The sequence below is a fragment of the Promicromonospora panici genome (assembly GCF_900608595.1).
Classification (GTDB): domain Bacteria; phylum Actinomycetota; class Actinomycetes; order Actinomycetales; family Cellulomonadaceae; genus Promicromonospora; species Promicromonospora panici.
This window is the reverse complement of sequence record NZ_UWYY01000002.1, coordinates 61,316-72,701: the sequence shown is the minus strand read 5'-3', so window position 1 is coordinate 72,701 and position 11,386 is coordinate 61,316. Positions and strand designations below refer to the sequence as shown.

At 72.5% G+C, this 11,386-nt stretch carries 12 protein-coding genes; 7 read left to right on the top strand and 5 right to left on the bottom strand.

Annotated features, from left to right (window positions below):
• The gene (locus EW117_RS02205; RefSeq protein ID WP_129783249.1) at window positions 1–456 is read left to right on the top strand and encodes a cupin domain-containing protein; all 456 of its coding nucleotides are present in this window, start codon (window positions 1–3) and stop codon (window positions 454–456) included.
• 79 nt (window positions 457–535) lie between these two features.
• On the opposite strand, the gene hisD is transcribed toward EW117_RS02205, so the two are convergent.
• Window positions 536–1,861 carry a histidinol dehydrogenase gene (gene hisD / locus EW117_RS02200; RefSeq protein ID WP_129783247.1) on the bottom strand — a complete coding sequence of 442 codons (1,326 nt, stop codon included), beginning with the start codon at window positions 1,859–1,861 and terminating at the stop codon, window positions 536–538.
• 36 nt (window positions 1,862–1,897) lie between these two features.
• Between hisD and EW117_RS02195 the strand changes: the two genes are divergently transcribed.
• Complete coding sequence (locus EW117_RS02195) at window positions 1,898–2,149, top strand: RNA-binding S4 domain-containing protein (RefSeq protein ID WP_129783245.1); 252 nt, start codon at window positions 1,898–1,900, stop codon at window positions 2,147–2,149.
• A 77-nt stretch (window positions 2,150–2,226) separates the two neighbouring features.
• Here EW117_RS02195 and EW117_RS02190 read toward each other — a convergent pair whose 3' ends face one another.
• Window positions 2,227–2,631: a pyridoxamine 5'-phosphate oxidase family protein gene (locus EW117_RS02190; protein WP_129783243.1), complete on the bottom strand. Its 405-nt coding sequence runs from the start codon at window positions 2,629–2,631 to the stop codon at window positions 2,227–2,229.
• A gap of 105 nt (window positions 2,632–2,736) precedes the next feature.
• Between EW117_RS02190 and EW117_RS02185 the strand changes: the two genes are divergently transcribed.
• Complete coding sequence (locus EW117_RS02185) at window positions 2,737–4,044, top strand: carbohydrate-binding protein (RefSeq protein ID WP_129783241.1); 1,308 nt, start codon at window positions 2,737–2,739, stop codon at window positions 4,042–4,044.
• Between the two features lie 44 nt (window positions 4,045–4,088).
• Here the strand turns inward: EW117_RS02185 and EW117_RS29275 are convergent, their stop codons facing one another.
• Window positions 4,089–4,259, bottom strand: coding sequence for a hypothetical protein (locus EW117_RS29275; RefSeq protein WP_165362413.1), 171 nt, complete (start codon window positions 4,257–4,259; stop codon window positions 4,089–4,091).
• 22 nt (window positions 4,260–4,281) lie between these two features.
• Window positions 4,282–5,151 carry an oxidoreductase gene (locus tag EW117_RS02180; protein ID WP_129783239.1) on the bottom strand — a complete coding sequence of 290 codons (870 nt, stop codon included), beginning with the start codon at window positions 5,149–5,151 and terminating at the stop codon, window positions 4,282–4,284.
• A gap of 103 nt (window positions 5,152–5,254) precedes the next feature.
• On the opposite strand from EW117_RS02180, the gene EW117_RS02175 reads away from it, so the two are divergent.
• Genes EW117_RS02175 through EW117_RS02165 form a run of 3 tightly spaced genes read left to right on the top strand, consistent with a single transcriptional unit; the run spans window position 5,255 to window position 8,099 of the window.
• Window positions 5,255–6,139: a helix-turn-helix domain-containing protein gene (locus EW117_RS02175; RefSeq protein WP_129783237.1), complete on the top strand. Its 885-nt coding sequence runs from the start codon at window positions 5,255–5,257 to the stop codon at window positions 6,137–6,139.
• 39 nt (window positions 6,140–6,178) lie between these two features.
• On the top strand, window positions 6,179–6,805 hold the full coding sequence (locus EW117_RS02170; protein WP_129783235.1) for a TetR/AcrR family transcriptional regulator: 627 nt from the start codon (window positions 6,179–6,181) through the stop codon (window positions 6,803–6,805).
• 43 nt (window positions 6,806–6,848) lie between these two features.
• Window positions 6,849–8,099 carry a glycosyltransferase gene (locus EW117_RS02165; protein WP_207211722.1) on the top strand — a complete coding sequence of 417 codons (1,251 nt, stop codon included), beginning with the start codon at window positions 6,849–6,851 and terminating at the stop codon, window positions 8,097–8,099.
• A gap of 8 nt (window positions 8,100–8,107) precedes the next feature.
• Here EW117_RS02165 and EW117_RS02160 read toward each other — a convergent pair whose 3' ends face one another.
• Window positions 8,108–8,782, bottom strand: a complete 675-nt coding sequence (locus EW117_RS02160) for a class I SAM-dependent methyltransferase (protein ID WP_165362412.1) — start codon at window positions 8,780–8,782, stop codon at window positions 8,108–8,110.
• Window positions 8,783–8,863: 81 nt separating this feature from the next.
• On the opposite strand from EW117_RS02160, the gene EW117_RS02155 reads away from it, so the two are divergent.
• The gene (locus tag EW117_RS02155) at window positions 8,864–11,371 is read left to right on the top strand and encodes a RecQ family ATP-dependent DNA helicase (protein WP_129783231.1); all 2,508 of its coding nucleotides are present in this window, start codon (window positions 8,864–8,866) and stop codon (window positions 11,369–11,371) included.
• The last annotated feature ends 15 nt before the right edge of the window (window positions 11,372–11,386 follow it).

The following is an 11,386-nucleotide window of genomic DNA, read 5'->3' as shown; positions in this document are numbered from 1 at the left end:
ATGACAGTGTCAGAGAACCACGCAGGACACATGCACGGGACCGGCGAGAGCACAGGGCAGCCCGGCTGGACGACGGCGGCCACGATGCTGCAGGACGCCGCACCGATCACCGTCCCCGAGGGCGCGTCGGCGATGACGGTCCACGTCGAGTGGGAGCCCGGCGACCCGGGGACGCCTCCGCACCGGCACTCCGGACCCGCCTTCGGCTACGTCATCGAGGGCGCCGTGCGCTTCGAGATCGAGGGCGAGCCCGAGCGGGTCATCGAGGCCGGCGGGACGTTCTGGGAGCCGGGCGGCGACCTGATCCACTACCAGGACGGCAACGCGCTGGACGACGCACGGACCGAGTTCGTGGTGGTCATGATGTGCGCGCCAGGCCAGCCCATGCTGACCCTGGTCGACGAGGCGGAACTGGCGGAGCGCGCCCACCTCCGCGCCCCACGCCCCACGGCCTGAGCTCCAGCTCTTGTTTGTGGGCGTGATCGTTGCGCCTAAAAGGGGCACGTAGGCGCAACGATCACGCCCACAACAAGGACTAGTGGAAGCGGCCTCTCACGGCTTCGCCGTGGGCCGGGAGGTCCTCGTCGTTGGCGATCGCGACTATGCGGTCCGCGAGCTCGCCGAGCGCCTCGCGCGTGTACTCGATCTGCTGCACGGACTTGAGGAAGCTGTGCACGCCCAGGCCGCTCGCGAAGTGCGCGGTGCCGCCGGTGGGCAGCACGTGGTTGGAGCCCGCCATGTAGTCGCCCAGCGACACCGGCGACCACGGGCCCACGAAGATCGCGCCCGCGCTGTGCACGCGCGCGGCGACCGCGTCGGCGTCGGCCGTCTGGATCTCGAGGTGCTCGGCGCCGTACGCGTTGACGACCGCCAGCCCGGCGTCGACGTCGTCGACCAGGACTATCGCGGACTGCGGGCCGTCCAGGGCGCGCGCCACGCGGACGGAGTGCTTGGTGGCCGAGGCGAGGTCCAGGACACGGGCCTCGACCGCGGACGCCAGCTCGACCGAGTCGGTGACCAGCACGGAGGCCGCCATCGGGTCGTGCTCGGCCTGGCTGATGAGGTCGAGCGCCACGTGCCCGGCGTCGGCCGTGCCGTCGGCGAGCACCGCGATCTCGGTGGGCCCGGCCTCGGCGTCGATCCCGACGACGCCGCGCACCAGGCGCTTCGCCGCGGCGACATACACGTTGCCCGGGCCGGTGATGACGTCGACGGGCTCGCACAGGATCTCGCCGTCCTGCTCCTGGCTGCCCGCGGCGCCATAGGCGAACATCGCCACCGCCTGCGCACCGCCCACGGCGTAGACCTCGTCCACGCCGAGCAGCTCGCACGCCGCGAGGATGGTCGGGTGCGGCAGGCCGCCGTTGTCCTTCTGCGGCGGGGACGCGACCGCGAGGCCGGGCACGCCCGCCTCCTGCGCCGCGACGACGTTCATCACTACCGACGACGGGTACACCGCGAGCCCGCCCGGCGCGTACAGGCCGACCCGCTGGACGGGGATCCACCGCTGCCGCACGACGGCGCCCGGCGCGAGCTCGGTCACGTGGTCGGCGGGCAGCTGCTCGGCGTGCACCCGGCGGACGCGGTGGATGGCCTCCTCCAGCCCCTCGCGCACGAGTGGCGTCAGGCTGTCGAGGGCGTCCTTGAGGGCGGCCGCAGGGACGCGCAGGTGCTCCGGCGCCACGCCGTCGAACCGTAGCCCGATCTCGCGCAGCGCGGCCGCGCCACCCTCCCGGACCTGGCGCAGCAGCGGCTCGACCGCATGCACTGCCTCGTCCACTCCGACCTCGGCACGGGGTAGGACGTCGCGGAGGGCGCGGCGGCCCAGGGACCGGCCGCGCAGGTCGATGCGTTGGATCACGCGGCCAGTCTATGGCGGCGGGCGGGAGACAATGCTGTGGTGTCCAACTCTGCATCCGATTCCGGGCCCGTTCCCGAGGTCCCGATCCGTGACGACGTCATCCGCCTGGGCCAGTTCCTGAAGCTCGCCGACCTCGCCGAGGACGGCGCGCAGGCCCGCGACCTCATCGCCGACGGCGAGGTGCGGGTCAACGGCGACGTCGAGACCCGCCGGGGCCGACAGCTCGTGCGCGGCGACGTGGTGAGCGTGCAGATGCCGGCAGGCGAGGAGTCGGCCCAGGTCGGCTGAACTACTCGGCTGTGGGCGTGATCGTTGCGCCTAAACCGGACCGGAAGTCGCAACGGTCGCGCCCACAACCCTCGCCGTCAGGACGCCATGTATGTGGAGGCCATGACCCGGTCGACGGTGATCCGCAGCACCACGCGCTCCGGGTTCGGCCCCATCCGGGTGTAGCGGCGGGCATGCCGCTCGACGGCGTCGGCGATCTCGTCGGGGTCGTCGCTGACCTCGATGGTGCCCTCCAGCGTGATCCACCGCCCGCCCGCCACCTGGCAGAGGGCCGCGCGCGGGAGTGCGCCGTCAGGCCCCGGCACGGCGTTGCGCGCCTTGAAGGTGCTGCGGCTCGTGGTGATCCGGGCGACCCCGGCGTCGGCGTCCCAGGTGAAGGTGACCGGGACGACGTGCGGCGTCCCGTCGGGGCGCAGGGTGGTGAGGGTGGCGAGGTGCCGCTCGGTGACGAAGACGAGCTGCTCGGGATTCAGTCGGAACACCCAGCGAGTCTAGGTGTGGGTTCCCCGTATTCCCTGCGCCGCACCAGTTGGCTAGCGTTCCTGACAAATATCCGCGTGGTCAGGTCCGTGTCCCGAGGGAGAGCCATGAGACGGCGTACATCGTTCCTGGCGGCAGGAGCCGCCGCACTGCTCGTCACCGGACTGGCGGTACCAGCCGTCGTCGCGCAGACCCGGTCGTCGGCGCAGGCCGGGCCGGTGGCCGCCGCTGCCGCCGACTGCGCCGCGGCGACCTGGACCGAGGGCCGCACCTACGCCGTCGGCGACCACGTGACGCACCTCGGGCGCGGGTACACCGCTCTGGTCGCCCACACCGCGCACGTCGGCGCGGGCTGGGCGCCCGGTAGCACGCCGAGCCTCTGGACGGACGACGGCGCGTGCGCCACCGACCCCACGCCGGACCCGACCGACCCGACGCCGGACCCCGAGCCGACGCCGACCGACTGCGCCCAGCGGCCGCGCCCGTCGGGCAAGGTGCTGCAGGGCTACTGGGAGAACTGGGACGGCGCGAGCAACGGCGTGCACCCCGGGATGGGCTGGATCCCGGTCACCGACTCGCGCATCACGCAGCACGGGTACAACGTGGCGACCCTCGCGTTCCCCGTGATCCGGTCCGACGGCACGGTGCTGTGGGAGGACGGCATGGACTCCGGCGTGCAGGTGCCGACGCCCGAGGAGATGTGCGCCGCGAAGGAGGACGGCCTGACCATCCTGATGTCGATCGGCGGCGCCACCGCCGGGATCGACCTGTCCTCGCAGGCCGTGGCGGACCGGTTCGTCGAGACGATCGTGCCGATCCTGCGCGATCACAACTTCGACGGGATCGACATCGACATCGAGACGGGCCTGACGGGCAGCGGCTCGATCACTCAGCTCTCGACGTCGCAGGCCAACCTGATCCGGATCATCGACGGCGTGCTTGCGGGGATGCCCGCCGGGTTCGGCCTGACGATGGCGCCCGAGACCGCCTATGTCACCGGCGGCAGCGTCACGTACGGATCGATCTGGGGCTCCTACCTGCCGATCATCAAGAAGTACGCCGACAACGGCCGGCTCTGGTGGCTGAACATGCAGTACTACAACGGGTCGATGTACGACTGCTCCGGCAACTCCTACGCGGCGGGCACCGTCGAGGGGTTCAGGGCCCAGACCGACTGCCTGAACGCGGGGCTCGACATCCAGGGCACCACGATCCGCGTGCCCTACGACAAGCAGGTGCCCGGTCTGCCGGCCCAGCAGGGCGCGGGCGGTGGGTACATGGCGCCGTCGCTCGTGTCGCAGGCGTACGGCGCGTACAACGGGTCCCTCAAAGGCCTGATGACCTGGTCGATCAACTGGGACGGGTCGCGCGGCTGGACCTTCGGCGACAACGCGAAGGCGCTGCAGGGCCGGTAGCTGGCGATGCCGGGCGGGCGAGGCATCGTGCCCGCCCGGCACCCTCACAGACGGTCTTCGCGCAGCTCGTCCAGCACTTCGGCTGTCGGCCTGTGCGAACTGACCTCGCTCGGTGGCATATGAATCCGCGTGGTCGGCGGCAGGTCGTCCACATCCGGTTCATGGACACCCGTGACCGGGTGGTCCGGCTGCGGCGAGATCGGTTGGCTCGGCATGAGCCCACGATAGATCCAGGCGTCACACGCCGATCGTGTTCAGCTCCGCTATCGCGTCCTCGGGTAGGCCGAGCCCGGCGGCCGCGACGTTCTCCCGCAAATGTGCCACCGACGACGTCCCCGGGATGAGGAGGATGTTCGGCGAGCGCTGCAGCAGCCAGGCCTGGGCGACCGCGATCGGTGTGCTGTCCAGCCGGGCCGCCACGGCGTTCAGCTCCGCCGACTGCAGCGGCGAGAAGCCGCCGAGCGGGAAGTACGGCACGTACGCGATGCCCTGCTCGGCCAGTGCGTCGATCAGAGCGTCGTCCTGCCGGTTGGCGATGTTGTAGAAGTTCTGCACGGTGACGACCGGAGCGATCGCCTGAGCCTCGGCCACCTGCTCCGCCGTGACGGTGCTGACGCCGAGGTGCGCGATCAGGCCCTCCTGCCGCAGCTCGGCGAGCGCGGTGAACGGGCGGGCGAGCGAGCCCGGTTCCGGGCGGTCGAAACCGCCCACGCGCAGGTTCACGACGTCGAGCCGGTCGAGCCCGAGGTGCTCGAGGTTCTGCTCGACCTGGCGGCGGAGCTGGTCGGGCTCTCGCTGCGGCACCCAGCCGCCGTCGGCGTCGCGCACCGAGCCCACCTTGGTGACGATGTGCAGGTTCGCGGGATAGGGGTGCAGGGTCTCGCGGATGATCTGATTGGTGACGTGCGGACCATAGAAGTCTGCGGTGTCGATGTGGGTGACGCCGAGCGCCACGGCCTCGCGCAGGACGGCGACGGCGGCCGCGCGATCGGCGGGCGGGCCGAAGACGTGCGGGCCGGCCAGCTGCATGGCGCCGTAGCCGACACGGTTGACGGTCAGGTCGTCGGCGAGCGGGTAGGTCCCGCCGGGCAGTGTCTGTGTGGTCATGTCCCTCAGCGTGTGCCGCGCTCCGGGGGCGAGGCAGTGACCCGCCGCCCCTGGGACTCACAGGGCCAGGCAGGCGCAGCCGGCGCGACCTACGGTGGTGGGCATGAACCGGGGGACCTTGCTGGGCGACTACCTCCGCGCGCGCCGCGAGCTGGTGCGGCCTGCCGACGTCGGGCTGCGCGGGGGCGGCGTCCGCCGGGTGCCGGGCCTGCGCCGCGAGGAGGTCGCGCTGCTCGCGGGCATCAGCGCCGACTACTACCTGCGGCTCGAGCAGGGCCGGGATCGGAACCCGTCGCCGCAGGTGCTGGAGTCGGTGGCCCGCGTGCTGCTCCTGGACGAGGAGGCCACGCGGTACCTGCTCGGCCTCGCGGGGCCGGCGCGACGTCGCCGTCGCCGGGCGCGCCGCGAGACGGTGCCGGCCGGGACGCTGCGGCTGTTGGAGCGGGTGGGCTTCCCCGCGTTCGTCGAGGGGCGCTACTTCGACGTCCTCGCGGCGAACGACCTGGCGCGGGCAGCGTCGCCGAACCTGCAGCCGGGGAACAACCGGCTGCGTGACGTGTTTCTCGACCCTGCCGAGCAGGCCCTGAACCCGGAGTGGGACGAGGCGACGGCGACGTTCGTGGCCAGGTTCCGCGAGGCCGTCGGCACGGAGACCGACGACGAGCGCGTGGCACAGCTGGTCGGCGAGCTCTCTCTCGCCTCCGACCGGTTCCGGACCCTGTGGGCGCGCCACGACGTCCGGGCCGGTTTCCCCCACGTCACGCGCTGGGCGCACCCCCAGGTCGGGGAGCTGGTGCTCGACATGGAGAAGCTCACCATCGCCGGGACCGACCGGCAGATGCTCGTGCTGCTGCACGCGGACCCGGCGTCGCCCAGCGGGGAGCGGCTGGCGCTGCTCGCGTCGCTCGCCGTTTCGTCCGGCTCGGGCTCCGGTTCGCGTGCGGACTCGGCGACGCCGTCGTCCCGCGAAGCGCTTGAGAACATGTGACAAGTTTGTTTTCATGGTCTCCGGAAGAGGAGGCCCACCGTGCCACGAGGGTTCACCGCGCAGGAGCGGGACCGGATCAGCCACGCGCTGCTCGCAACCGGCCGAGAGCTGTTCACCAGGCAGGGTCTGCGCAAGACGGCGCTCGATGAGCTGGTGGCTCCGGCCGGGATCGTGAAAAGCACCTTCTACCAGTTCTTCGACTCCAAGGAAGCGCTCTACCTGCAGCTCATGCTGGACGAGGCGGGGCACGTCAAGAGCCAGGTCATCGACCGGGCGCTGCTGTCCACGCCGGACACACGCGAGGGCCTGCGCCGGTTCCTGCACGCGACGCTGGACGTGCTGGAGAACAACCCACTCTGGCGCCGTCTGGTGACGCATCCGGAGGAGATGGCGGCGGTGGCGGCCCGGCTGGACCCGGAGCGGATGGCGGCGATGGGGGACACCAACCCCGCGACCGCGCTGATGGAGTTCGTGCGGGACCGCCAGGAGTCGGGTGACCTCGTCGGGCAGGACCCGGCGGTCGCGGTGGGGGCGCTGCAGGCGGTCCTGCTGCTCCCGTTGAACACCCAGTACCTGGGCGATCCCAGCACCTTCCACGAGACGTTCGGCCTGGTCGCCGACGCCGTGGCGACCAGGCTGACCACACACGAGGGAGACCCGGCATGAACACGAGCCCGCGCACTGTGACCGTCCGATGAAGGCACTCCTGATGACGCTGGGCACACGCGGCGACGTGCAGCCGTTCCTGGCGCTGGCGCAGGGCCTGCAGGCCGCCGGGCACGAGGCCGTGGTCGTCGCACCGCACCGGTTCGCCGACTTCGCCGCGGCGCACGGCGTCTCCTTCGCCGGGGTCGACGACGGCCCCATGGCGCTGATGGACGGCGCTGACGCCGGCGCACTGCTCGAGGGCGGCATCGGCTCCCGGCTGAAGCTGATGCGCTCCATGCCCGCGATGTTCACGCGGGTCCTGCAGGACTCCTGGGCCGTCACCCGCGACGCCGGAGCGGACGTGGTGATCCACAACGGCCAGATCGTCGCGGGGCAGCACGTCGCTGAGGCGCTCAGCGTTCCAGCCGTGCTCGCGCTGCCCATCCCGATGTACGTACCGACGCGGGAGTTCCCCTGGCCGGGGGTGGAGCTGCCCGCATGGCTGCCCCAATCGCTGAACCGGGCGACGTTCGCCGGTATGAAGAGCACGGCGACGATGTTCGGCGGTGTCGTCGACCGCTGGCGCCGTGCCGACCTGGGCCTCTCACGCCGCCGCGGGCGCCACGACCCGATGCGGCGGCCCGACGGCGGCCGCGCTCCGGTGCTGCACGCCTACAGCCCGGCGGTGCTGCCGCCGGCCGAGGACTGGCCCGCGGAGGTCGAGACCACCGGCTACTGGGACCTGGCCGGCGAACCGGCACCCTTGCCGGAGGACCTGCGCGCATTCATCGCCGACGGGTCCGCGCCGGTCTTCGTCGGGTTCGGCTCGATGGCCGGCTCGGATCCTGCCCGGACCACTCGGACGGTGCTGGAGTCGGCCCGGCTGGCCGGGCAGCGGCTCGTCGTCGGCGGGGGCTGGGGCGGCCTGGACGTCTCCGGCCTGCCGGACGGCGTGTTCGCGGTGACCGACGTCGACTACCGCTCCCTGTTCCCGCAGATGGCCGCTGTCGTGCACCACGGCGGAGCGGGCACCACCGGCACGGCGTTCGCCGCGGGCCGGCCGCAGCTCGTGTGCCCGTTCGTCGCCGACCAGCCGTTCTGGGGCCGGCTCGTACAACGCATCGGGGTGGGCCCGGCGCCGCTGCCGCAGAAACGGCTGGACTCCGCCGCCCTTGCCGCTGCGATCCGGGTGATGACGTCGAGCCCGCACATGTCCCGGAATGCCGAGCGCCTCGGTGAGCGGGTTCGCTCCGAGAACGGCGTCAGCGCCGCCGTGCGCGCCCTGGAACGGATCGTTCGGCAACCCGTCTGACGCGGGCGTCAGCCACCACTGCCGAACGTGCGTATCACCGCGTACTGGTAGTGATGGCTGCTGCCCGGTCCGCTCGGCCGGGTCCACCAGGTCTCGATGTCGCCGTGCCGACCGAGGCGCTCGCGGACCATCGCGTCGGTGCGGCGGTGGAAGTAGCGGGGCGGCCCGTAGTCCTCACCGGGTGCGGACACGTGCCCGACGGTGAGCTCGGACGCTCCCCACATCCCGGCTGCGAACAGGGCGCCGGGCATCAGCACGCGACTGATCTGGGCCAGCGCGAGGTCCAGCTCCGCGTCGTCGAGATGCATGAGCATGCTCATGGACCACGCGGCGTCGAAGCTGTCGTCGTCGAAGGGCAGGTCGGTAGCCGACGCGACCCGCGCGTCCAGGTCGGCCGTGCGGGCGACGTCGACCATGCCGGGTGAGAGGTCCGTCCCGGTGTACCCGAATCCTGCGGCGGCGATCGCCTTGCCGTCCCGGCCGGGGCCGCAGCCCAGTTCCAGCACGGTGCGGCGGCGCTCCTGAGCGAGCCGGGCGAGAAACTCCTCCTGGGCGGCCCTGCGCCACTCGGGAACAGGGCGCAGGCCCCGGTCAGCGGACTCCGCGTCGTAGTACGTCACGAAGTTCGTGCGGCGGGTCCCTGGGTCGATCTGCAGGCCCGGGTCGTCCTTGAAGGAGCTCACGGACCGTGATTCTAGGGATCCCCGGCGCGATCTGTGGATAACCGGGTCGCGGTGTCGGTGGCTGCTCCTAGGATCGAGCACGTGACCAAGGACCCCTTCGCAGACCTCCCCTTCAACGTGGAGGAGCCGCCCGACGACGCCGCGTTCCTGACCGAGGTCGGCGATCCGGCGCTCCCGCCGTCCGCGCGGAACTCGCCCGAGGCGCAGGCCGCCAAGCTGCAGATGCTGCGCGGCCTGCTCACCGAAGGCGAGGCGGTCGCCGCCGCAGCGGCCGCAGCGGCACCGCCTGCTCCGAGGCCCGCGCCGGTGGTGTCCGAGCCGGGAGTCGAGCAGGACGCGGTGGTCACGGAGCCCGAGCGGGCACCCCGGCCGGTCGTCGCGGCCGCGCCCGGCGGCTCCCTGCGCGAGGAGGCCGAGGCCGCGCTGCGTGAGCTCGTCGGCCGCGACGACGCGCGGCTGCGCGACGACCAGTGGACGGCCATCGAGGCACTGGCCGCGTTCCGGCGTCGTGCGCTGGTGGTGCAGCGCACCGGGTGGGGCAAGTCGGCCGTGTACTTCGTGGCGACCAAGCTGCTGCGGTCCCGCGGCGCCGGCCCGACGGTGATCGTCTCGCCGCTGCTCGCGCTCATGCGCGACCAGATCTCGGCGGCCTCCCGCGCGGGCATCCGGGCGGTCACCATCAACTCCGCCAACATGACCGAGTGGGACGAGGTGCACGCGTCGATCGCTCGCGGCGAGGTCGACGTGCTGCTCTGCTCGCCCGAACGCCTGAACAACCCTGGCTTCCGCGACGAGGTGCTCCCTCGTCTCGCGGCCGACGCCGGGCTCGTGGTCATCGACGAGGCCCACTGCATCTCGGACTGGGGCCACGACTTCCGGCCCGACTACCGGCGCATCCGCACGCTGCTGGCCGACCTGCCGACGGGCATCCCCGTGCTCGCGACGACGGCCACCGCGAACGAGCGCGTCACGCAGGACGTCGCCGAGCAGCTGGCCGTGCACGCCGACGGCGCGGCCGACGAGGACGTGCTGGTCCTGCGCGGCGGGCTCGACCGGGAGTCGCTGCACCTCGCGGTGCTCGAGCTCGGTGACCAGCCGACGCGCGTGGCCTGGCTGGCCGAGGCGCTGCAGGACATCGAGGGCTCCGGCATCGTCTACTGCCTGACGGTGTCGGCGGCCGAGCAGGTCGCCGAGCAGCTGCGCGGCTACGGCCTCGGCGTCGCGTCGTACACCGGGCGGACCGAGCCGGCGCAGCGTGAGCAGCTCGAGGCGGACCTCAAGAACAACGAGGTCAAGGCGCTCGTCGCCACGTCCGCGCTGGGCATGGGCTTCGACAAGCCGGACCTGGCGTTCGTGGTGCACCTGGGCGCGCCGTCGTCGCCCATCGCGTACTACCAGCAGGTGGGCCGTGCCGGTCGTGGGGTCGACCAGGCCCTCGTGGTGCTGCTCCCGGGCGTCGAGGACAAGGCGATCTGGGACTGGTTCGGTGAGCAGGCATTCCCCGCCGAGGGCCAGGTGCGGGCCACGCTCGACGCCCTGCGCGGGGGCGGCACCATGTCGACGGCGGCATTGGAGACGCAGGTGGACCTGCGCCGGTCCCGGCTGGAGACCATGCTCAAGGTGCTCGACGTCGACGGCGCGGTGCGCCGGGTACGCGGCGGCTGGGAGTCCACGGGGCAGGAGTGGTCGTACGACGCCGAGCGGTACGCCCGCGTCGCCGCCACCCGCGCGGCCGAGCAGCAGGCGATGGTCGACTACGTGAGCACCCAGGGCTGCCGCATGGCTTACCTGCGGCACCAGCTCGACGACCCGGACCTCCAGCCGGGCTGGCAGTGCGGCCGCTGTGACCGGTGCGGCGCCATGGACCTGCCCGAGGCGCCCGACGCCGAGGCAGTGGCCGCGGCACGCGCCGAGATGGACCGCCCGGGTGTCGAGGTCGAGACCCGCAAGATGTGGCCCACCGGCCTGGCCTCGATCGGCCTGGACCTCAAGGGCAAGATCCCGCCCGCCGAGCTGGCCGAGCCGGGCCGGGCCGTCGCACGGCTCGACGGCCTCGGCTGGTCCGGTCCACTGCGCGACCTGCTCGCGCCCACCGCTACCGACGGCGAGCTCCCGGTGCCGCTGCGCCGTGCCGCCGCGCGGGTGCTCGACGAGTGGAGCGCGCTCCGCCCGGCCGGCGAGCCCACCGAGGAGGGCGAGGGCAGCGACGTCTCGGGCGCCGCCGAGCCCGGCCCGCTCGTGATCGAGGCCGTCGTGGCGGTCCGTTCCATCACGCGGCCGCAGCTGTCGTACCACCTGGCCACCGGGCTCGCGAAATACCTGGGCGTGCCCATGATCGGCGCGATCGGCCCGGTCGCCGGGCAGGAGCAGCCCGGCCGCCACGACGTGAACTCCGCGATGCGGCTCGCCGGTGTGGCCCGGCGGCTGCAGCTGCAGCTCGGTGACGGCGCGCTGCGCGGCCTGCCGGGCCGAGCGGTCCTGCTCGTGGACGACTACACCGACTCGGGCTGGACGCTCACGGTCGCCTCCCGGCTGCTGCGCCAGGCCGGCGCGGCGGCCGTGTACCCGTTCGTGCTGGGGGTGCGGTGACGAGGGCCACTCGAC

Excerpts from the sequence above, each read along its gene's own strand:
- EW117_RS02180 (WP_129783239.1), bottom strand. The coding sequence starts at position 5,151 with ATGACCACACAGACACTGCCCGGCGGGACCTACCCGCTCGCCGACGAC.
- EW117_RS29275 (WP_165362413.1), bottom strand. The coding sequence starts at position 4,259 with ATGCCGAGCCAACCGATCTCGCCGCAGCCGGACCACCCGGTCACGGGT.
- EW117_RS02175 (WP_129783237.1), top strand. The coding sequence starts at position 5,255 with ATGAACCGGGGGACCTTGCTGGGCGACTACCTCCGCGCGCGCCGCGAG.
- EW117_RS02165 (WP_207211722.1), top strand. The coding sequence starts at position 6,849 with ATGACGCTGGGCACACGCGGCGACGTGCAGCCGTTCCTGGCGCTGGCG.
- EW117_RS02205 (WP_129783249.1), top strand. The coding sequence starts at position 1 with ATGACAGTGTCAGAGAACCACGCAGGACACATGCACGGGACCGGCGAG.
- EW117_RS02185 (WP_129783241.1), top strand. The coding sequence starts at position 2,737 with ATGAGACGGCGTACATCGTTCCTGGCGGCAGGAGCCGCCGCACTGCTC.